Consider the following 21,725-nt stretch of genomic DNA (forward strand, 5'->3'; position numbering starts at 1 on the left):
AATTATGACAAAAGATAAATACAGGCAACGTGCTTTAAGGCACCTATTTCTGCTCTCCTTCCTGGTGGTAGGTATCACTGCAATGGGACAGAACATAAGTGTATCGGGGACTGTCACAACTTTTGAAGACGGCCAGCCTCTTCCCGGGGTTAATGTAATTGTAAAGGGAACTAACAACGGTGCACAAACCGATTTCGATGGTAATTATACTCTAAACAGTGTTTCCGGAGATGCAACCCTGGTATTCAGTTATGTTGGATTTATAACTCAGGAAGTACCTATAGATAATCGAACAACCATAAATCTTGCCTTAAAGACAGATCAGGAAGCTCTTGATGAGGTTGTTGTAATTGGATATGGAACCGTTAAGAAAAGTGACCTTACAGGTGCAGTTTCTTCCATCAAGGCAGAGGATATGAACCCGGGGGCGAATGCCTCTGTGGAGCAGGCTTTGCAGGGTCGTATTGCAGGTGTTCAAATCAGCCAGAAAAGTAATGAGCCCGGTGGTGGACTCAGCGTAAATATTCGTGGTGCCGGTTCCATCAATGCAGGAACCGAGCCTTTATATGTAATTGATGGTGTTATTGTGAACAATGGTTCAATAGCCGCAACAGGAGGTCAGGGTTTTACCGGAAATTCCAATCCCAGAAACCCTCTTAATACTCTTAACCCGGATGACATCCAGTCTATAGAGGTACTGAAAGATGCCTCCAGTACAGCAATCTATGGTTCCAGGGGGTCTAACGGTGTTGTTTTGATAACAACCAAGAAAGGAAAGACTGGAAAGTTACGAATTAATTATGATGCCTATTACGGGATTCAGGAAGCTGCAGAGACTTTGGATCTATTATCTCCAACCGAATATCGTGATGTGCTGAATGCTATTATTGAAGACGGCGGGGGAGATCCGGGACAAACAATAAATGAGATTGCAGGTGACGGGACAGACTGGATGGACCTGATACTTCAAACTGCTCCAACACAAAACCATAATATTTCATTTTCGGGTGCTACAGATAACCTGAACTACTATTCTTCATTAAACTATTATAACCAGGAAGGTTTGGTAAAAGGTTCCGGAATGGAGAGATACAATGTGAGGCTGAACCTTGGTTCTAATTCTGAAGAGAATTATAACTATGGTATTAACATGAATGCTTCCTATATTAAAGATGATTTTGCCTCTACCGGTACCGGGATCAATGAAAATGGAGGAGCTATCTATTCTGCGATAAATTATGATCCTACTATCCAGCCATATAATGAAGATGGTAGTTATAGGTTATCCCAGTTCATTACAATAGATAATCCACTTTCTATTCTTAACGGGGAGAAAGCCAAAGGTGAAACCTTCAGATTTTATGGTAACACTTTCTTTGAATATTTCGTAATGCCTTCATTATCTGCTAAGGTGCAGATAGGTGGAGATATTCAGGAAGTAAGAAGGGATATTTTTGTTCAGCCATATACACTGGCCGGAGCAGGAACCGGAGGAATCGCAACGATCCAGACAGGTAGAAAAGATTATGTTTCGGTGGAAGGAACCCTGAATTACAATAAAAGTTTTGGAGATGATAATCTTACAGCCCTGCTTGGTTCTACTTACGAATACTTTCAGACTAAATCGTTTTCAGGAAATGCAAGAGGATTTGCATTACCAGATCTGGGAACAAATGCTATAGGTTCTGGAGATCCTGAATTGAACAATATTGGAAGTGGACGTAATCAGGCGAGATTTATATCGTATCTGGCGAGAGTGAATTACTCTCTTAACAATAAGTATCTTTTTACCGGATCTATCAGGGCCGATGGTTCTTCAAGATTCGGTGACAATAATAAATTTGGATATTTTCCTTCAGGAGCTGTGGCCTGGAAGATGCATGAAGAAGATTTTCTTCAGGATAATTCGTGGATCAATCAGTTAAAACTTAGAGCAAGTATTGGTAGCACGGGAAATGCGAATATCGGCAACTCCCTTACTTTTCAAACATTCTCTGCAGGCCAGGATCTTTTATTCGGAGATAGCTTTTATAATACGATCTATCCAACCAGAATTGCGAATCCAGACCTTACATGGGAAAAAGCAGTACAATACGACTTTGGGGTAGACTTTGGATTCTTCAAAAACAGAATAAGCGGTTCTTTGGATTACTTCAACAAAGAGACAACAGATCTTTTACTGGTTGTACCTCAGGCTTTGAATACCGGTTTCGGAGGTCAAACCCAGAATCTGGGAGGTGTTCGTAATCAGGGTGTTGAATTAGCCTTAAACCTTGATGTAATAAGAGGAGATGATTTTACCTGGGATGTTTCTGCCAATCTTGCCACCCTTGATAATGAGGTGTTGGATATTGGAGAAAGAGGTGATATCATTCGAGGAGGACAATCTCAGATTCCGGACTTCTCAATCGTTACTCCAGGGCAGACTCTTGATTCATACTATGGATTCATAGTTGATGGTGTATGGCAGGAAGAGGATAACTTCAGCATTACTGAACCTCAGGTTCAACCGGGAGATCTTAAGTATCGTGATGTTAATGGTGATGGAGCTATCAATGCAGATGACCGCGTAATCCTTGGAAACACAATTCCCGACTTAACCTGGGGACTTACCAATAACCTAAGATTTAAAGATCTAACCCTGGATATTCTTCTGCAGGGAGTTGAGGGTGTAGAGAGGTTGAATGGTAACCTGATAAATACTTACTCGCCAAATAACTTCAGAAGAAACAGGATTGCAGAGCCATTATTGAATAGATGGACTCCGGAAAACCCTACTAATGAATATCCTTCATTTGTTAACCCAACATCACAGGGAGGAGCCAATGCGCTTATAAATAGTAAGACAGTAGAGGACGCATCATACGTAAGACTTCAATCAGTTAGACTTGGATACGACCTGCCAGTAGATAATATTGACCTTTTTAATAAGTTTTCGGTTTATGTAACAGGTCAGAATCTATACACCTTTACAGATTATAGTGGTGTGGATCCTGCGGCCAATGCAAGTGGAAGAAATACTACCGGACTAGACTTCAATGCGTATCCGTTGCCAAGAACCTTTTTGGTAGGACTTAATGTAGAATTTTAAAAAAAGTAATTAATATGAAAACTATAAATATTAAACACATTTCTAGACTGCTGGTGCTTTGCTTCATTTTTACGTCTTGTGAAGCGGAACTTGACCTGCCTCCGGTTGATGAGTTCTCACCGCAGAATGTTTTGCAATCGCGTGAAGGACTGGAAGCATTACTCTTTTCTGCTTATCAATATGATAATATTGAGCAGAGTGTGAAAGATGAGATTCTGATTAATGAAGTTACTACAGATGTAGGTTTTGTTAGGATTGGAGCGGTTGAACGTGAGATGAAACCTTATCTTAACTTTAACTGGGATCCTTCCGATCCTAAATTTCAAGGTGTATTTTGGGCTCCCCGATACAGGGCTATTAGGGATGCCAATACTGTGTTGGAAAATATAGGATCCTCTTCCGTAGATGAGGAAACCAAGGCATTGATCACAGCAGAAGCAAGATATCTACGTGCCGCGCAGTATGTTTATATGTACAGGTACTTCGGGGTGGTTCCGTTAAGAACTACCACCAATCTGGATGAACAGCCTCAGGAATTACCTTTACCTTCTGAGGAAGAATTTTCCACATTTGTTGAAACAGAATTAAGGGAAGCAGCGACCAATTTACTTCACCCTTCAGAGCAAACTCAGAGAGGACGTGCTACTAAAGGTCATGCGCTTGCCGTTTTGACAAAATTCTTAATGCAAACAAAGCAATGGGCAAAAGTAGTTGAGGTGACTCAGCAAATAATGGATCTAAACTATTATGAACTTTTCCCTGATTACAGAGCTACGTTCTTTGTGGAAAATGAAGGGAATAAGGAGATTATAGTTACATGGTCTTTAACTAACGAACAGGGATTCGGAAATAACTATCAAAACGGTGCCTTTCCTCCTGGTTTTATGCATTCCGAAAGTGTTCCTGAATTCACCTGGACGACAGAAATGGCTAACTGGGCAACCCAGTTTAGCATGAGAGATGGTTTTTATGATTCATTTGAAGAGGAAGACGATCGTAAACAGACCATTATCGAGACATATACCAACCTGGGAGGTAATACGGTTAACCTTAGAGGAACTGCTGATAATACCCGAAGCCTTAAGTTCTTTGATAATAACCAGATAGGAAACTTCTCTGGAGCTGATCATCCTTACATAAGATACGCTGATATCCTATTAAGCCGTGCAGAAGCCTTGAATGAGATCAATGGCCCTACCCAGGAATCTGTTGATCTGGTTAACCAGGTAAGAACAAGATCTATAGATGATCCATATACCCTTGCCGAAGTTGGCGGAAAGGATAGCTTTAATGATATCATACTCCAGGAGAGAGGATGGGAATTCTTCTCAGAAGGAAAGAGGAGGGAAGATCTCATTCGTCATGACAAGTTCATCGAATATGCCCAGGACAGAGGTCTCAATGCTCAGCCTTATCAGATATATTTTCCATATCCACAGGCTGAGATCAATGCGAATCCGGCCCTTGAACAGAGAAGTGGATATTAAAAAAAAATCTGCAGGCTTTACAAGGTGTAAAGCCTGCATTAACCCTTTATGAATTTTGAGAAAATCAATTCTACGTATAGTTCTGGGAACATTTCTCTTTTCCAATGTTCTGGTAGGACAGGAACTGGGGTCTAACTTCAATCATAATCCTGAAATCATGGATTTTGATTACCTCGAGAAGGCCCAGGTGGACTGGGTAAGAACTACCCCAAGGATTATGGAGTATACAGACGGAACATTGAGTATTGAAAATGATCCCGGGCTTTCCAAAATAGTGGAGGCGGGAAAGCGAGGTTATAAAATCGCATTTGGATTCCGGTGGGATTTTGCTAAAAACGACCGGCGAATTCCTGAAGCAGACTCCGAGGAAGAAAAGGAGCTTTTTAATACCGCCACACAGATTCTTGAAAAAGTGGGACCCTGGGTAGAAATTTTCAAACTGGGGAATGAGCCTAATCTTGAAACCCTTCCTATTGATATGGTGAAGGATGATAACGGAGGAATTCCTTTATTGGAATTTACTGATAGATTGCTCTATAAAGTGGTTTTGCCATTTTTCAGAAACCAGGATCCGGAGAATATTCCTGATATCTATATAGGATCTTTTCCAGCCCTGTTTGAAAAACGATTTCAGGAGAACCCCGGGGTAAATGCTCTCTTGGAGTATACGAACGATAATGCAGATATTACCGGGCTTTCTCTTCATTTGCATATTGAAGATACCCTTGAGATAGACCAGTCTTTTAAGTATGCCCGTAGTATAGTAAAGGAGAAGCCTATTATTGTTCCTGAATTTTCCTTACACAGGTTATATAGAGGAAAAATAACCGAACCTCTCAATATAAATGAAGCAGGAGAGGCCTTTGCCAGGAAGTATGGTCGTAATCCGGAATGGAAATTATACCAGTGGTATGGATATGTAAACACCAATAGGGTAAGTCCTGAAGAATGGGATGCTATGTTCGCCACCAGGGAATGGTTTCCGCAGCATTATCTGCAGATATACTTTGACAGGTTTGAAAAATACGGAGTAGTCCTGGCTACATATCCACTTTTTCAGCAAAGCTGTCCGGAAAATATGACTCCAAATTCTCCTGCGTGGTTTATCAATCCGATATTTTGTCAAAAATCACTGGAATTGCAACCTGACGGATCTTTTTCGCCAAATCCGTTGTGTTTTAGAGACTTTGTAAGTCTGGTGAATGAAAACAGAAATACAGAAAACTAAATATTTTATTTTATGAAAACAATTTATACTAAATTGGGTGTCGTCATGTTACTTTTTATAGCTGTTCTGGCATGTACTGAAGATGACGCCATTCCCAGAAATCCAATAATAAAGATAACCGGAACATCGCTGAGTTTCGGTGACATTGATGTTACTGAAACCTCACAGGTTAGGTCTTATACCATAGCCGCTGAAGATCTTACTTCAGAAGTTACGGCAAGTGTGGAAGCGCCTTTTTATTTATCCCTGACTGCAAACGGGGAATTCACTAATTCAGTAAGCCTTTCACCTGATGATTTTGGTAATGATGCAATTCCTGTATTTGTTCAGTTTCAGCCAGGAGCTTCCGATGAAGGTATGTATGAAGATAAGATTGTTCATACCAGTGCCGACCGCGAAGATATAGCCACGATAAAAGTTTCCGGGATTGCTACCGTTCCTGGTGAACCAACACTGGTATCCAGCGAAAGCAGTCTTGATTTTGGAAATGTGGTAGTAGATCAAACCTCTGAAGTAAAAAGTTATACCCTCTCTGGTTCAGATCTTGAGGCCGACATTAACCTTGAGGTTACCGGACCATTCGGTATTTCTTTGACCCAGGATGGTGAGTTTAGTGGTTCTTTGACCATAGACGCTAATGATGCTATGGACGACCAGACTGTGTATGCACGTTTTGCTCCTACTGCAGAAGGAGATGCTACAGGAACTATCGTTCATAGTTCTTCTGATCTTGAAACAGACATGGAGGTTTCCTTAACTGGTGCCGGAGATCCGATTCCTGATGTATCGGTAATTGTTGATCCTACAACACTTGATCTTGGTTCTGTACCATTAAGTGAAGTTTCTGGAGCTGCTTCTTATACTCTAACAGGAAGTGGACTTACCTCTGATGTTACCGTAACTGGTTCGGCCTTGTTCAAGGTTTCCAGATCTTCAGACGGTGAATTCACCGAAAGCCTTACTATCCCTGCAGCTGATTTTGAAATCGGCGATGTAGAGGTGTTCGTTCAGTTTAACTCCACCGGAGAGATTGGAGAGAAAACCGGTGAGATCACCCATAATTCAGGTGAAGTTCAAATAGAAAGTGTGATAGTTACAGCGAGTTCAATCTCGACTACAACCAAGTTGTTCCTTGATAATTTCGAATATACCGCTGGGGAAGCCATTCCTTCAACAGATAGAACCGGAAGTGGTGCAGATAATGAAGTGATGGACGGATGGCTTAAAGTAAGAACCGGAAATGCCGATATTCTTGTTGCGGATCAGAACCTGTCTTATAACGGATATCCTGAATCTACCGGAAATGCTGCCCTGTTAGACCTGGAAGGATCAAGTAATGTGTATGCTCATAATCTTTCTGAGCAACAGGATGTGAATTTTGTAGGTGCATACTACAGCTCATTCCTTTTAAAGATCGAAGAACTTCCAACAGGAGGATTTAGCCGTCCGGTGATGTTTGTTGACTGGAATCCAAATGGGACTGTTAAGTTCTTAACTTCTATAAGTATAGAGTCCAATGGAGGAGATCCAAAATTCGGAATTCGTATGGAAGGAAATGTTGAGAATTCGAATATCACTCCTGAAACAGGAAAGACTTATCTAATTGTGATCAAGCATACTGTACCTGATGCCGATCAGGGAAATAACAACAATTCAGGTCAGTTATTTGTTTTTGATGCTGAAGATATTCCGGCAACAGAACCAGTGACTCCGGATGCGAGCATCACAACCGGTACAAGTCCTGGTGATGGACGTCTGGTAAAAGCAATCACTTTGGTAAATGATAATAATCCTGATGCCAGATATATAGTTGATGGATTAAAGGTTACTACTCAATGGAGTGATTTGTTTGAGTAAAAGACTTTGTTAATGACTAAAATGGCCTCACGTTCAAGCGTGGGGCTTTTTCTTTTTCATATGTTCATAATTTTCCTGGGGGTGGAAGTTTTAACGCCTACATTAATAGTATTAATTACATTTATTACTATTTTTAAGGAAATTATATCACAAATTGTTTAAGATGAATAGACGAAATTTACTGAAGAATCTTGGGCTTGGTGCCGGAATTGTTAGCCTCGCCGGGGTTCCAAAAATATTTGCTTCAGAAATTAGGGAAAATGAATACAGCACTAATTCATCCCATAAATCGAAAATAAATCATTCGGTTTGCAGATGGTGCTACCAGGATATTCCATTGGATAAATTTGCCAAAGCCTGCACAGAAATAGGCATAAAGGCAATAGACCTACTAAAGCCGGAAGAATGGGAAGTGGTGGAGAAGGAAGGTTTAGTTTGTTCAATGGCTACCGATACATTTGCTAATATAACTGAAGGCTTCAATGATCCTGCTAATCATGAAAAATTACAGGAAGCTTACAAAGGTTTGATAAAGAAAGCTTCAGAACATAAAATCAAAAATGTGATCTGTTTTTCCGGAAACCGGAATGGAATGGATGATGAAACAGGGATTAAGAATTGTGTGACCGGCCTAAGTCCGTTACTCGATTATGCAAACGACCTAAATGTAAATCTGGTAATGGAACTTCTTAATAGTAAGGTGGATCATGCCGATTATATGTGCGACCATACCGAATGGGGAGTGGCCCTGGCAAAAGCCTTGAATAGACCTAACTTTAAACTTCTTTATGATATATACCATATGCAGATCATGGAAGGAGATGTGATAAGGACGATTCGTGATAGCCATCCATATATTAATCACTATCATACTGGGGGGGTGCCCGGAAGAAATGAGATAAATGATTCCCAGGAACTTAATTATCCCGCTGTCATGGAGGCAATTTATGAAACCGGATTCGATGGTTTTGTAGCCCAGGAATTTATTCCAACCTATGATGATAAGCTTTCTGCCCTGCGCGAGGGGATAGAGATCTGTGACATATAATTCTGGAAAGAATATAAAAAATTTGTTTTAATAGAATCAAAAAAGGTCCCGCTACTGGCGGGACCTTTTTTGCAGTTATAACAGAAATTAACCACATTTAGAAGAACCGCAGTCCTTACAGGTTAAGCATCCTTCCTGGTATATCAGATTTGAGGAGTTACAATTATTACATTTTTCCTTTTTCGCCACCGTACCATCAGCGATAAATCGCTTAAGGGCTCTTACAACACCATTCTTCCAGGTGTTGATAGATTCGTTGTCTAGCTGAAGACTATTGATAAGATCAACCACTTTATCGATAGACATTCCATGTCGAAGCGTACTGGAAATCAGTTTTGCATAATTCCAGTATTCCGGGTTGAACTTATGAGAAAGACCTTCTATGGTAGTCTTGTATCCACGCTTGTTTTCATACTGAAAATCGTAGCGCGAAGTCCCGTCTTCATTTCTATTTTTGATAATCAGTCCTTCATTCACCCAGCGTGGAAGTAAGATACCTTCTTCATCATCGGCAAAACCGGTAAAGATCTCATAAGGTCTTCCATCTACAAGGCCTATAAAGGCGATCCACTTATCCTTGTTGTTTTGGAAGCGAACCACATCTGCAGTAAGCGTTTGAGGACGTTTTAGAGGAAAGGCACCCTGTGTTTCTCCAGCATCTTCCTCTTTTTTCTCTTCATTAGAAATAAGTACTCCAGACCTGGATCCGTCACGGTAAACAGTCACACCTTTACATCCGGCTTCCCAGGCTTCCAGGTAAAGCTTACCCACAAGATCTTCATCCACATCATTTGGAAGGTTGATGGTCACACTAATGGAGTGGTCGATCCACTTTTGAACGGCTCCTTGCATTTTTACCTTGCTCAGCCAGTCCACATCGTTTGAGGTTGCCTGGTAATACGGTGACATTTTTACCAGTTTATCAAGCTCTTCCTGAGAATAGTTCTTTTCAGTATCATGCCCATTAGCTCTCATCCATTCCTTGAATCTATGGTGGAAGACTACGTATTCTTCCCAGGAATCTCCAACTTCATCTACAAAGTCTACTCTTGCATTTTTGTCATTAGGATTTACCTTTCTTCTTCTTTTATATACTGGCAGAAATACAGGTTCAATACCAGAAGTTGTCTGCGTCATTAAACTTGTGGTTCCCGTAGGTGCTATGGTGAGTAGCGCGATATTACGTCTGCCATACTCAAGCATATCGTAATAAAGCTTTTCATCAGCATCTTTTAGTCTTAAAATGAATGGATTCTCTTTTTCTCTTTCTGAATCAAAGATTGAAAAAGCTCCTCTTTCTTTAGCAGTGTCCACAGAAGCTCTATAAGCTGCAAGAGCTATATTTTTGTGAATATCCACTGAAAAATCGATACCTTCCTTACTTCCATATCTGATGCCAAGTCCTGCAAGCATATCGCCTTCAGCGGTGATACCAATTCCAGTTCTGCGACCTTCGTATGCTTTTTTACGTATGTTCAGCCATAGATTCTTTTCTACAGACTTGATCTCTTCATTTTCGGGGTCGGCATCAATCTTGCCAATTATATTATCGATCTTTTCTAATTCCAGGTCGATAATATCATCCATGATCCTTTGTGCTGCGCCAATATGCTTTTTGAAAAGATCGTAGTTAAACTTCGCGTTTTCGGTGAAAGGCTCTTCAACATAGGAATAAAGATTGATTGCGAGTAAACGACACGAATCGTAAGGACATAGCGGGATCTCACCACACGGATTGGTGGAAACCGTCTTATAGCCAAGATCGGCATAACAATCTGGTACAGATTCATTAATTACCGTATCCCAGAATAAGATTCCCGGTTCTGCAGATTTCCATGCGTTATGTACAATTTTTTTCCAAAGCTTTTCAGCCTGGATATCTTTTGAAAATTTAGGATTCTGACTGAAGACCGGGTATTTTTGAGTATAGGTGCTGTTATTTTTAACAGCTTTCATAAAGTTATCGTCTATTCTAACCGAAACATTGGCGCCTGTAACCTTGCCCTGTTCCATTTTTGCATCGATGAAATCCTCTGCATCTGGATGGTTGATTGAAACGGAAAGCATAAGAGCTCCACGACGACCATCCTGTGCCACTTCTCTGGTAGAGTTTGAATAGCGCTCCATAAAAGGAACGATTCCGGTAGAAGTAAGCGCAGAGTTCTTAACCGCTGACCCTTTTGGGCGAATGTGGGAAAGATCGTGACCCACACCACCACGGCGCTTCATCAATTGTACCTGCTCCTGGTCGATCTTCATTATTCCTCCATACGAATCTGAATTACCTTCATTACCAATCACAAAGCAGTTAGAAAGAGAGCCTACCTGGTATGGATTTCCAATTCCAGCCATAGGGCTACCCTGAGGTACTATATATTTAAAGTTTTTGATAAGGTCGAAAACTTCATCCTCGCTCATAGGATTAGGATATTTCTTTTCGATCCTGGCAATTTCTTTCGCGATACGTCGGTGCATATCATCCGGGGTAAGTTCATAAATATTCCCTTTGGAATCTTTAAGGGCATATTTATTTACCCAAACCCTTGCAGCGAGATCATCTCCTTTAAAATATTTAAGTGATGCTTCATAAGCCTGCTCCTGGGTATAAGTTTTTGGAACGACTGGTTTTTCTTGTACAGGCATATAAATGAGATTTTTAGGTTAGAAATTCGTTATTAGAGTAGTGTAAATCTAAACAAAGAAATGAGACGATTAACAATTTCTTCAAAAAAAGTTATCAAGAAAAAATTGTTAATTAATTGATAATCAGATAAATAAAAAATTACTAACAATAAAAAGTTGACAAATAATAAAAACTAATGTATTTAGATTTGATTTGAAGTCTTTGAGATTGTAATGGGAATTTAAAAGTGGAAAAACAAACCTAAACCGTAGAATCTATGAAGAATGTACAGAAAATATGCAGAGATGTATGAAAAAAAGAGGCCCCGCAGTTGGCGGGGCCTTCTTGAATTAACACCTATGAAAATTCAAAATAAAAAGCGCTTATTCTGTTACTGACCATATTACATATCCGGTTGCCGGCATTTTAATGGTCACAGCCCCATTTTCATCGGAGGTAGGGTTATATGTTGAGTTACCACTATAATCCATCAGGGTAACATTATTTCAGTTTGAACTTACAGTCCTTCCTTTGTGGACTGTTTCTGTTGCTAATATATATAATTAATCCGGTATTTGTACTTGTGCCTGATCTTTTCATAACATATTCATCATCATCCACATATTGGATTTCGGTGCCTCCTGGACGTAATATTGTTGTGAATTTTGATCAGTTTTTTTATTTCGTATTGTAAACCAGTGTGTTCCTAGTCTGAATAAAAAATTGTAGGATATTCTGAAAGTGTAAGAATGTAAGGGTCGGCTTTCAATTTATTTGAAGGTTTTATGTGATTATCATCATAGGGAATCTTCTTCAGATTGTAACTTAACATTGAAATAATCTTATATTTTTACTACTCCTTTATTAAGTTTTGATAAGTCATAGTGCTTATTATATTTAAAAATTTACGATATGCGTAAAAGAACCTTAAGTTTCTGGGAGATCTGGAACATGAGCTTTGGATTTCTTGGAATCCAGATGGGATTTGCTCTTCAGAATGCTAATGCAAGCCGAATTTTACAAATTTTTGGTGCCGATGTTCACGAACTTTCCTGGTTCTGGCTTGTTGCTCCATTAACCGGTTTAATAGTTCAACCGATTATTGGATACTACAGTGATCGTACCTGGACGATATTAGGTCGGAGGAGGCCTTTCTTCCTGACTGGTGCTGTTCTTGCTGCTTTAGGTCTTGTCCTTATGCCGAATGCAGATCTATTTACTGCGATTCTCCCATCTTTATGGATTGGCGCGGGAATGTTGTTTGTGATGGATGCTTCCTTTAATATAGCTATGGAGCCTTTTCGTGCGCTGGTAGCCGATAATCTTCCGTCAGACCAGAGGACTCTGGGATTCAGTATTCAAACGGTCCTTATTGGAATTGGTGCTGTAATAGGTTCCTGGCTGCCCTACGTACTTGCAAACTGGTTTGGGGTTGCAAATAAGGCGGCCATAGGAGAGGTGCCATTGAACCTTCTGCTTTCATTCATTATAGGGGCGGTAATTTTGGTGGGGAGTATTCTTATTACTGTATTTACCACGAGGGAATATTCTCCCGAGGAGCTTGATGAAATGGAAGAACCGGAAACCGTGGAGGTTCTGGAAAAAGAGAAATCCAGCTTAATGGATATTTTTTCCGATTTCAGGAAAATGCCGGAAACAATGCGACAGCTTAGCTGGGTACAGTTTTTCTCCTGGTTTGGCCTGTTTGGAATGTGGGTTTTTTCCACCCCGGCTATTGCCCATCATATATACGGCCTTCCCGTAACAGATAGCAGTAGTGAAACTTACCAGAACGCTGGAGACTGGGTTGGGGTCTTATTTGGGATATATAATGGGGTGTCAGCCATTTTCGCTTTTTTTCTTCCGGCAATTGCATTGAAATTTGGCAGAAAGAGAACCCATATGATTTCTTTAATAATAGGGTCAATTGGTTTGTTGTCTATTTATATAATGCCGGATGAGAATTGGTTAATTCTTTCAATGGTAGGTGTTGGTATAGCATGGGCAAGTATACTTGCCATGCCATATGCTATACTCGCCGGTTCTATTCCGCCAAAGAAAATGGGAGTATATATGGGGATTTTCAACTTTTTTATAGTTATACCACAAATTATCAATGCACTGATTGGAGGGCCCATGGTAAAATATTTATATGGGGGAGATCCTATTTATGCACTTATTACCAGCGGAATCTCATTTCTTATCGCGGGAATTCTCGCTTTACGTATACATGATATTGATGAACCTTTAGAAACAACTTAATGGGAATGCAAAAAGCAATAATATTCGATCTTGACGGAGTTATAGTAGATACAGCTAAATTTCACTTTCTGGCCTGGCGTAAACTTGCCAATGACCTCGGATTCGACTTTACTAAAGAACAAAACGAACAGTTAAAAGGAGTAAGTAGGGTGGAATCCTTAAAGAAAATACTGAACTGGGGAAATATGGAGCTTTCTGAAGAGGAATTCAACAGGCAGATGGGGCTTAAAAATGAGAATTATCTCTCTTATGTAAACAAAATGGATAAAAGTGAGATACTTCCTGGAGTGCCCGGAGTCTTAGACTATCTCATAGAGCATGATATTCCCATTGCTGTGGGTTCTGCCAGTAAGAATGCGCGAACCATTCTGAAGAAAATAGATCTGCATGATAAATTTAATGTGATTGTTGATGGTAATGATGTTACCAAAGCAAAACCCAATCCTGAGGTCTTTTTGATTGCCGCTGAAAAATTGAAAACGAGTCCGGAAAACTGCGTGGTCTTTGAGGACTCTGTAGCAGGCATCCAGGCCGCAAATATAGCAGAAATGACAAGTATAGGAATTGGTGAAAAGAACGTTTTGAATGAAGCCGATCATGTTTTTGCTGATTTTACCGAAATAGATATAGATTTTATTGAAAAATTATTGAGAAAAGAAGGAAAATGAATCAAGATTATATAAAACCAGATGAATGGTCTATCATAGAAGAGGGATTTGATCCGGGTAGAGTAAAGTCTTCTGAAAGCCTTTTCAGTATAGGGAATGGAGCGATGGGGCAACGCGCGAATTTCGAGGAGCAGTATTCCGGTCCCAGTTTTCAGGGAAGCTATATAGGAGGCGTTTATTACCCGGATAAGACAAAAGTAGGCTGGTGGAAGAATGGCTATCCGGAATATTTTGCAAAAGTACTGAATGCCCCCAACTGGATAGGAATCAATGTTTTTGTCAACGATGAGGCTCTTGATCTGGCTACCTGTAGGGAGGTAAAAAACTTCCGAAGGGAACTCAATATGAAGGAGGGCTGGCTTGCCCGTAGTTTCGAAGCTGTTTTATCTAATGAAATTGAGGTTGAAGTAAAGGCTCTGCGTTTTCTGTCAATTGAAGATGATGAGCTGGGTGCAATACGATTTGAGGTGTCGCCAATTAATTCGGATGCCAGAATCAGGTTTGATCCATACCTTGATGGAAGTATCACCAATACCGATGCCAACTGGGAAGAACGATTCTGGGAAACGCTTGAGGTAAAAGCCGAAGCCGACAGAGCTTATGTGGTTTCCAGGACTCTTAAGACCGGGTTTCATGTTGGCACCTATATGCAGTCTGAATTTCAGCTTAACGGGCGTGTTATTTCCCAAATACCGGAAGTAAAAACAAGGGAAGACCAGGTTTATTTTTCATATTCTGTGGATACCAGAAAGGGCGAAACGGCCTGCATTATTAAATATGCCGGATACGTTACCGATATGAACCATAAAAGATCTGAACTTATTGAAGCTGCTTCAACAGTACTTGACAAGGCAGTAAATAAAGGATTCGGAAAACTGAAAAAGGAGCAGAAGGAAGCCTGGACGAAAATATGGGAAATGGCCGATATCACAATTAGCGGTGATGTAAAGGCCCAGCAGGGAATCCGTTTTAATATTTTCCAGCTTAACCAGACCTACCTTGGTAAAGATGCCAGGTTAAATATAGGCCCGAAAGGCTTCACCGGTGAAAAATACGGCGGCAGCACTTACTGGGATACAGAAGCCTATTGTATCCCTTTTTATATGGCAACCAAGGATCACCAGGTAGCACGAAACCTGCTTAAATACAGGTATAACCAATTGGAAAAAGCCAAAGAAAATGCCACCAAACTTGGATTTTCAAATGGGGCGGCACTATATCCTATGGTAACGATGAATGGAGAGGAAAGTCATAATGAATGGGAGATCACCTTTGAGGAAATTCACCGTAACGGGGCTATGGTGTTTGCTATTCATAATTATGTTCGGTTTACAGGTGATTTTGATTACATACCTGAAAAAGGTCTTGAAGTGATGATCGCTATTGCAAGGTTCTGGCACCAGCGGGCAAACTTCAGTAAAGAGAAAAACAAGTATGTCATTCTTGGCGTGACCGGCCCGAATGAATATGAGAATAACGTGAATAATAACTGGTACACCAATTATATTGGGAAATGGTGTATTAAGTATTGCCTTGAAATGATAGACAAGGTTAAGGATGGTTACGAAGATGATTATCATAGAATCATGGGGCTTACCCACCTTAATGAAGGGGAACTTGCTAAATGGAAGGAAGTGGCGGAAGAAATGTATTTTCCTTATTCCGAAGAACACGGAGTATTCCTTCAGCAGGATGGCTTCCTGGATAAGGAGCTCATTCCTGTGGTTAACCTTGATAAAACCCAAATGCCTATCAATCAGAAATGGAGCTGGGACCGTATCCTTAGGTCATGTTATATTAAACAGGCCGATGTACTACAGGGTTTTTACTTTTTTGAGGATCAATTCAGTGAGGAAGACCTTGAAAAACATTTTGATTTCTACGAACCTTTAACGGTTCATGAATCATCGCTATCGCCCTGTGTGCATAGTATTCTGGCAGCTTTTCTGGGACGGACGAAACAGGCATATGAGTTCTATTTGAGAACATCAAGACTGGATTTGGACGATTATAATAAAGAAGTAGAACAAGGGTGTCATATAACAAGTATGGCGGGAACCTGGATGAGTATCGTTGAAGGCTTTGGAGGAATGAGAGTGATAGATGATACGCTTTCATTCAAGCCCCGAATTCCTGAAGAATGGAAGGCATATTCCTTTAAGGTGAATTTCAGAGGAAGGATTTTGAAAGTAGAAGTAACCGGGCACAAGACCAGTTTCTCAATGGAAGGTGAGGCTTCGTTGGAGATACTTGTTAATGGTAAGTTAGTTGAGATCCAGCCAAATGTTCCTTTTAGTGTATAAGGATTTGGCGGATCTCAAAACTTAGGAAAAGTCAAAATAACTGAATAAGAAAAGCCATTGAAAATGGCTTTTCTTTATTTCATTTTTTAAAGGTTCTTTGAATAGAATTTTATGGTTGAAATATTTGAAGAATTATTTTCATTGTATGCGGACATATGAGTGATTGATAATCAATATATTAAACTGTAAATGTTAAATTCCGGGAATTACTGTAACTATTAAGAATTAGGATCGTCCTTTAAATAGAACCTGTTATCAAACTATGATGAAAAGAATTCACTTATTCTTATTATGTTTAATTTTCCTTTCCATCGCGGCGAAGGTTTCAGTAGCCCCTGGCGGAATGGAATATCCTGCTTTAACAGCTGATTATAATGACCAAAAAGGAGAACGTTTCTTTAAGTATAAAGTGAATCAGATTCAGGATTATAATAATCCTGAAGTAACCAGGTGTAAGTTGACGTCTTCCCGATGTTGTCAGGCTTAGACATATGTTTGTAGAAAATCTTTCGATTTGAAGAAAAAGTGCCTCAGACTTTACATAAATTCCGATTCTAAATACCGGTTAGTTAATGTGTGGGATTTGATATCTTAAATTGCAAATTATTGAAGACAGCATATTCTGTCTTCGTTCGTAAAGCATTTGCGTCGGAATACTGTTAAATTTGAAATAGCCAACGCGAAATTTTGTTGCTTTTCAGATATCAAATATTTAGGAGACAGCTTTTTTGAAATTAATTTTCAGGATACCAGTCCATCAGTTCTACTTCAATACTCCCGTTACCTTCATTCACCAGTTCTTTAAATTTATCAATATCTTCAAATCCATTCTTTCCTCGGTAGTGGTAAGGAATCACTTTTTTAGGTTTAAAGGCGAGTACTCCCTCAGCAGCCTGCTCTACGGGCATGGTATAAGGAAGGTTCATAGATATCAGAGCGACATCAATATCCTTAAGGTTTCTCATTTCAGGAATATCTTCTGTATCTCCGGAGATGTATAATCTTTTTCCCTCTTTCTCCAAAACATATCCGTTGCCTCGTCCCTTCACATGCATGGCATCTCTGCTTTGAGGTAAATTATACATAGGGACAGCCTTAATATTAAAGCCTAGGTGGTTTATTGATTCTCCATTGTTGATTACAATAAGATTTCCCTGAAGCTCTTCCGGCAATTTTTCCTGAACTGCCTTGGGGACAAATATCTTTTTGTCTCCTATTTCAAGGGCTTTAAGGGTTTCGGCATTCATATGATCTCCGTGAATGTCGGTTATCAAAATAAAGTCGGCTTCAGATTTTTCTTTAAATGCATCTGGGCCTCCTACGGGATCTGTATAGAATACGGCATCTCCCCATTTAAAAACGGCGGTGGCGTGAGAGACAGGCATAATTTCAATTTCATCCGAATTAATTTCAGCGCCCGTATCTTTTTGCAATCCACTCTCAGCAATCTCGGAAGAATTTTTTTTATCTTCAGATTTCTGTCCATTCTTACATGCAGCCAGCAAAATAAGTGTAAGTAATAAGGTAATTATCTTTTTCATATCCAACATTTACCCTAAAAGTAAGAATCATAAAAGGGAAGACCTCTTAATTAATAAACCTTTAAGAAAGCTTTAGTACCATCTTAATATCTCCCCGGGAATATGGGCCATTCTTTTCCATAGGGATTTCCACAAAACCGTATTTCTTATATAGATGAATGGCATTTTCCAGTTTTCGGTTAGAATAAATAATGAGCTGTTTCCAGTTCTTTTCTTTTGCAAAGGCCAGGGTATGCTTCATGAGTTTCTGGCCAATTTTCTTACCGCGTTGGTCCGGTTTGACAGCCATTTTTGTAAGTTCAAAAGTATCCTCTTCAATTCTCATTAGGGCAACGCAACCTATTATTTCATTTTCCTCTTTCACCAGGAAAATATTACCTCCAGGTTTAATAATGTACTTTTGTGGATTTCCAAGCACTTCTTCATCATGGGGTTCAACCCAGAAAAACTCTTCCAGCCACTGGATGTTCATCTTTTTGAATTCTTCAGCATATTCAGGCTGCCAGGATATAATTTCCATTTATTAAATTTTAAGTAAAATTAGAAAATCCGATGAATTAAGCCGCCCATAACCATTAATTCTAAATTCACTTATATTTATGAATCTTTAAACGTTCAATTTATGCAGAAAGAAGTCTTTTATAAATTCGGTCATCTTTTACTAATTCTATTATTCCTTTCCTGTAAAATAGGTCCTGAACCAGATCAGGAGTTAAAGACATTGGAAGAAGATGTGGAGATCCTGCCACCAGACGAATTGTATGGAGACCTGTTTTTTGATGTCCAGACCGGGGAAATCTTTGAAGATAGCAAAACCTTTGTAGATGTAGTGCCTCAACATAATGTAGGGCTTATCAGGCAACGTTATAATATGCTGGATGATACTACCACCGAATCCATTTCTGAATTCATAAAGCAACATTTTGAGATTCCCGGAAACGATTTTGAATTCAAAACCGATTCCTCTTCAATAAAACTTCATATCCGGAAATTATGGGATGTCTTAAAAAGACCAGCAGATGAAAGAGTGTCGGGAACTCTTATTCCTCTTCCAAACCCGTACATTGTTCCCGGAGGTAGATTCAGGGAAATTTATTACTGGGATAGTTATTTTACCATGCTGGGCTTACTTGAAGACGGAGAAATAGAAACTATAAGAAACATGGTAGATAATTTCGCTTATCTCATCAATGAATATGGTTTTATTCCCAATGGTAACCGTACTTATTATTTAGGAAGATCCCAGCCACCCTTTTTTGCCATGATGGTAAGGGTTCTGGCAGAAGCTGAAGGTGAGGAGGTTTTAGCCGAATATTTGCCGGAACTTGAAAAGGAATATAATTTCTGGATGGATGGCGCTGAAGATTTGAATAATAAGCATGCTTTTAGACGAGTTGTAAAAATGGAAGATGGCGGGATCCTTAATCGCTATTGGGACGATAATGCCACTCCAAGACCTGAAAGTTACAGGGAGGATGTAAAAACTGCGGAAAAGGCGGTTTCCAGAAATCCAGAGCTTAGCAAAGAAGAAGTTTACAGGAATCTAAGGGCAGGAGCTGAATCTGGCTGGGACTTTTCAAGTAGGTGGCTGAACAAAAATGAAAATGACGAATTTGATCTTTCAACAATTCACACGACAGATATTGTCCCCGTTGACCTTAATTCCCTGCTGTACAATCTTGAAATGACAATTTCTGAAGCTGCTGAGATAGCGGGTAATGAAGAGAAAGTCGAAGAATTTACAAAGAAAGCTGAAGCCAGAAAAGAAACAATCTTAAAATATCACTGGAATGATAAAGCCGGCTTTTTCATGGACTACAATTTCAGGAAAAATGAAATGACCGATCGTTTTTCGCTTGCCGGAGTTTATCCGCTCTTTTTCGAAATTGCCAGTCAGCTGCAATCCGAAGGGGTAGCTGCTAAAATTGAAGAAGTCTTTCTTAAACCCGGAGGGGTGGTGACAACTCCATATAACACCGGTGAGCAATGGGATGCACCTAATGGCTGGGCTCCTTTGCAATGGATCACTATTAAGGGACTTCAAAACTATGGGCGTGATGACCTGGCTTCCGAAATCAGATCGCGTTGGCTGGAATTGAATAAAGATGTTTATCAACGCACTTTTAAAATGCTTGAAAAATATAACGTGGAAGACCTTTCCAAGGAAAGTGGAGGAGGAGAATACCCAACTCAGGATGGATTTGGATGGACCAATGGTGTCTATCAGAAATTATCTTCAGAATAAAGATATGGAGAGAATAGAATTATATATCGAATATACTGCGAAATTTATCGAAGTAGCAGGAGTACTTACCATTTTACTGGGAACAATTCTGGCCTTAGGTAAATATCTGGCCGCCCGTCAAAAATCTGAAAAACGATCCTATAAATTATTGAGGCAGGAACTGGGAAAAGGAATTTTACTTGGTCTGGAAATTCTGGTAGCAGCAGATATTATAGCTACGGTAGTAACAGAGCCTACGATGGATAAAGTCCTTACACTGGGGGTTATTGTAATTATAAGAACATTTCTTAGTCTTTCCATTGAACTAGAAATTGAAGGTCGTTTTCCCTGGCAGAGGGTTGCTTCAGAGGATAAACTGGATCGGGAATCCTGAAATTATTCAGTAATAAAGTCACTAACGAAATAAGACAGTGTTTTTCCTATCTGTCCGGTATCCCTTTCCTCAGGGGCCGCTTCACAAATGTGGAAATAACAGCAGTTCTTATTTTTTGAAATCATGTTTATAAAATTCCTGATTTGATTAACAGAAAAACCTGCCGGTGATTGGGCACTACTGGGAAAATCTACTATGGCATCACAATCCAGTTCGAATCCGAATTTAGTATCATCTACGGTGTGTATGCATTCCTGAAATCTCCGGTTCAGTTCGTCCGGAAATTTAAGCAGGTCTTCCGCTAAATAATAGTTCATATTCTCAGAAATGTCCATTTGCTTAAAAATATACTCCGGGGTATAGTTCTTATGAAGCCCAAAAACAGAATATCTGCATAGATACTGGCCTTCTATCGCATAACTGAATCCATTTCCGCTATGCCGATGTTCCAGTTGCCTGAGATCGGTATGAGCGTCTATATTGATTACATTGATTGGATTTCCTGTACCCTTTGCAGCTCCTTTGATATTTCCATAGGCATTGTTATGCCCTCCCCCAACGATAATGGGGATCTTGCCATATGAAATGATTTTCTCAATAAGATCTGCAACCAACTGATCGATCTCTTTCACAAGATCTCCCAGTTTTATGAAATAGTTAGGATCTGTATCATCAATATTGGCTGCTTTCTGCATGAATTCCTTACTATTCAGTTCTCCCAGGAGCACCAGGTTCTCAGGATTGTTGAACCTGTTCACCTGAATATTCACCACCGAACTTAACAGGCTATTCCAGGCCTTTGAAGTTCCGGGTTTGCCATAATTGGCTCTTACGCCTATATCCTCAGGAATCCCTATCAGGACATACTTTGCAGAATTGCTATCCAGCTCCTCAAGGCTGCTTACAAATTCAAGTTTCTCTCCAAATTTCATTTCTCCCTTTCGTCTGGAGATCAGATTGGCAATATCAGATGGCTTATAGATCTTGAGAGCTTTCATA

General features: G+C 39.8%; 16 protein-coding genes. 11 read left to right on the forward strand and 5 right to left on the reverse strand.

Annotated elements, in window-relative coordinates:
- Positions 1-4 precede the first annotated feature (4 nt).
- From LU635_RS15730 to LU635_RS15750, 5 genes are all read left to right on the forward strand, one after another.
- Positions 5-3,091, forward strand: a complete 3,087-nt coding sequence (locus LU635_RS15730; protein ID WP_240100464.1) for a SusC/RagA family TonB-linked outer membrane protein — start codon at positions 5-7, stop codon at positions 3,089-3,091.
- A 14-nt stretch (positions 3,092-3,105) separates the two neighbouring features.
- A complete protein-coding gene (locus LU635_RS15735) occupies positions 3,106-4,578 on the forward strand; it encodes a RagB/SusD family nutrient uptake outer membrane protein (RefSeq protein ID WP_240100465.1) in 1,473 nt (490 codons plus the stop codon).
- 55 nt (positions 4,579-4,633) lie between these two features.
- Positions 4,634-5,806, forward strand: a complete 1,173-nt coding sequence (locus LU635_RS15740) for a hypothetical protein (protein ID WP_240100466.1) — start codon at positions 4,634-4,636, stop codon at positions 5,804-5,806.
- A gap of 12 nt (positions 5,807-5,818) precedes the next feature.
- The gene (locus LU635_RS15745; protein WP_240100467.1) at positions 5,819-7,663 is read left to right on the forward strand and encodes a hypothetical protein; all 1,845 of its coding nucleotides are present in this window, start codon (positions 5,819-5,821) and stop codon (positions 7,661-7,663) included.
- 163 nt (positions 7,664-7,826) lie between these two features.
- A complete protein-coding gene (locus LU635_RS15750; RefSeq protein ID WP_240100468.1) occupies positions 7,827-8,711 on the forward strand; it encodes a hydroxypyruvate isomerase family protein in 885 nt (294 codons plus the stop codon).
- 87 nt (positions 8,712-8,798) lie between these two features.
- Here LU635_RS15750 and LU635_RS15755 read toward each other — a convergent pair whose 3' ends face one another.
- Both LU635_RS15755 and LU635_RS17305 read right to left on the reverse strand, forming a co-directional pair.
- Positions 8,799-11,354 carry an adenosylcobalamin-dependent ribonucleoside-diphosphate reductase gene (locus LU635_RS15755; protein ID WP_240100469.1) on the reverse strand — a complete coding sequence of 852 codons (2,556 nt, stop codon included), beginning with the start codon at positions 11,352-11,354 and terminating at the stop codon, positions 8,799-8,801.
- Positions 11,355-11,717: 363 nt separating this feature from the next.
- The gene (locus tag LU635_RS17305) at positions 11,718-11,825 is read right to left on the reverse strand and encodes an alpha-amylase domain-containing protein (protein WP_423738503.1); all 108 of its coding nucleotides are present in this window, start codon (positions 11,823-11,825) and stop codon (positions 11,718-11,720) included.
- Positions 11,826-12,246: 421 nt separating this feature from the next.
- Between LU635_RS17305 and LU635_RS15760 the strand changes: the two genes are divergently transcribed.
- The 4 genes from LU635_RS15760 to LU635_RS15775 all read left to right on the forward strand — a co-directional run bounded on the left by LU635_RS15760 (position 12,247) and on the right by LU635_RS15775 (position 17,054).
- Positions 12,247-13,596 (forward strand): MFS transporter, encoded by a 1,350-nt coding sequence (locus LU635_RS15760; protein ID WP_240100470.1) that lies wholly within the window; start codon positions 12,247-12,249, stop codon positions 13,594-13,596.
- Positions 13,596-14,264, forward strand: coding sequence for a beta-phosphoglucomutase (gene pgmB / locus LU635_RS15765; protein ID WP_423738504.1), 669 nt, complete (start codon positions 13,596-13,598; stop codon positions 14,262-14,264). Before LU635_RS15760 ends, pgmB begins: the two co-directional genes overlap by 1 nt.
- Positions 14,261-16,567, forward strand: coding sequence for a glycoside hydrolase family 65 protein (locus LU635_RS15770; protein ID WP_240100472.1), 2,307 nt, complete (start codon positions 14,261-14,263; stop codon positions 16,565-16,567). Before pgmB ends, LU635_RS15770 begins: the two co-directional genes overlap by 4 nt.
- A gap of 262 nt (positions 16,568-16,829) precedes the next feature.
- Positions 16,830-17,054 (forward strand): hypothetical protein, encoded by a 225-nt coding sequence (locus LU635_RS15775; RefSeq protein ID WP_240100473.1) that lies wholly within the window; start codon positions 16,830-16,832, stop codon positions 17,052-17,054.
- A gap of 247 nt (positions 17,055-17,301) precedes the next feature.
- Here the strand turns inward: LU635_RS15775 and LU635_RS15780 are convergent, their stop codons facing one another.
- Together LU635_RS15780 and LU635_RS15785 are read right to left on the reverse strand one after the other, a co-directional pair.
- Positions 17,302-18,108 carry an MBL fold metallo-hydrolase gene (locus tag LU635_RS15780; RefSeq protein ID WP_240100474.1) on the reverse strand — a complete coding sequence of 269 codons (807 nt, stop codon included), beginning with the start codon at positions 18,106-18,108 and terminating at the stop codon, positions 17,302-17,304.
- Positions 18,109-18,169: 61 nt separating this feature from the next.
- Positions 18,170-18,628, reverse strand: coding sequence for a GNAT family N-acetyltransferase (locus tag LU635_RS15785; RefSeq protein ID WP_240100475.1), 459 nt, complete (start codon positions 18,626-18,628; stop codon positions 18,170-18,172).
- 102 nt (positions 18,629-18,730) lie between these two features.
- Here LU635_RS15785 and treF point away from each other — a divergent pair, with 102 nt between their 5' ends.
- Both treF and LU635_RS15795 read left to right on the forward strand, forming a co-directional pair.
- A complete protein-coding gene (gene treF / locus LU635_RS15790; protein ID WP_240100476.1) occupies positions 18,731-20,353 on the forward strand; it encodes an alpha,alpha-trehalase TreF in 1,623 nt (540 codons plus the stop codon).
- Between the two features lie 4 nt (positions 20,354-20,357).
- Positions 20,358-20,726: a DUF1622 domain-containing protein gene (locus LU635_RS15795; RefSeq protein ID WP_240100477.1), complete on the forward strand. Its 369-nt coding sequence runs from the start codon at positions 20,358-20,360 to the stop codon at positions 20,724-20,726.
- Positions 20,727-20,728: 2 nt separating this feature from the next.
- Here LU635_RS15795 and LU635_RS15800 read toward each other — a convergent pair whose 3' ends face one another.
- Positions 20,729-21,724 carry a formimidoylglutamase gene (locus LU635_RS15800; protein WP_240100478.1) on the reverse strand — a complete coding sequence of 332 codons (996 nt, stop codon included), beginning with the start codon at positions 21,722-21,724 and terminating at the stop codon, positions 20,729-20,731.
- Position 21,725: the final 1 nt, after the last annotated feature.

Origin of the sequence: Christiangramia crocea (assembly GCF_022410465.1) — a bacterium.
Classification (GTDB): domain Bacteria; phylum Bacteroidota; class Bacteroidia; order Flavobacteriales; family Flavobacteriaceae; genus Christiangramia; species Christiangramia crocea.

What these genes read in the sequence shown, in the direction of transcription:
- LU635_RS15730 (WP_240100464.1), top strand. Translation starts at nt 5, where the DNA reads ATGACAAAAGATAAATACAGGCAACGTGCTTTAAGGCACCTATTTCTG.
- LU635_RS15735 (WP_240100465.1), top strand. Translation starts at nt 3,106, where the DNA reads ATGAAAACTATAAATATTAAACACATTTCTAGACTGCTGGTGCTTTGC.
- LU635_RS15745 (WP_240100467.1), top strand. Translation starts at nt 5,819, where the DNA reads ATGAAAACAATTTATACTAAATTGGGTGTCGTCATGTTACTTTTTATA.
- LU635_RS15750 (WP_240100468.1), top strand. Translation starts at nt 7,827, where the DNA reads ATGAATAGACGAAATTTACTGAAGAATCTTGGGCTTGGTGCCGGAATT.
- LU635_RS15755 (WP_240100469.1), bottom strand. Translation starts at nt 11,354, where the DNA reads ATGCCTGTACAAGAAAAACCAGTCGTTCCAAAAACTTATACCCAGGAG.
- LU635_RS17305 (WP_423738503.1), bottom strand. Translation starts at nt 11,825, where the DNA reads ATGGATTATAGTGGTAACTCAACATATAACCCTACCTCCGATGAAAAT.
- LU635_RS15760 (WP_240100470.1), top strand. Translation starts at nt 12,247, where the DNA reads ATGCGTAAAAGAACCTTAAGTTTCTGGGAGATCTGGAACATGAGCTTT.
- pgmB (WP_423738504.1), top strand. Translation starts at nt 13,596, where the DNA reads ATGGGAATGCAAAAAGCAATAATATTCGATCTTGACGGAGTTATAGTA.
- LU635_RS15770 (WP_240100472.1), top strand. Translation starts at nt 14,261, where the DNA reads ATGAATCAAGATTATATAAAACCAGATGAATGGTCTATCATAGAAGAG.
- LU635_RS15775 (WP_240100473.1), top strand. Translation starts at nt 16,830, where the DNA reads ATGATGAAAAGAATTCACTTATTCTTATTATGTTTAATTTTCCTTTCC.
- LU635_RS15780 (WP_240100474.1), bottom strand. Translation starts at nt 18,108, where the DNA reads ATGAAAAAGATAATTACCTTATTACTTACACTTATTTTGCTGGCTGCA.
- LU635_RS15785 (WP_240100475.1), bottom strand. Translation starts at nt 18,628, where the DNA reads ATGGAAATTATATCCTGGCAGCCTGAATATGCTGAAGAATTCAAAAAG.
- treF (WP_240100476.1), top strand. Translation starts at nt 18,731, where the DNA reads ATGCAGAAAGAAGTCTTTTATAAATTCGGTCATCTTTTACTAATTCTA.
- LU635_RS15795 (WP_240100477.1), top strand. Translation starts at nt 20,358, where the DNA reads ATGGAGAGAATAGAATTATATATCGAATATACTGCGAAATTTATCGAA.
- LU635_RS15800 (WP_240100478.1), bottom strand. Translation starts at nt 21,724, where the DNA reads ATGAAAGCTCTCAAGATCTATAAGCCATCTGATATTGCCAATCTGATC.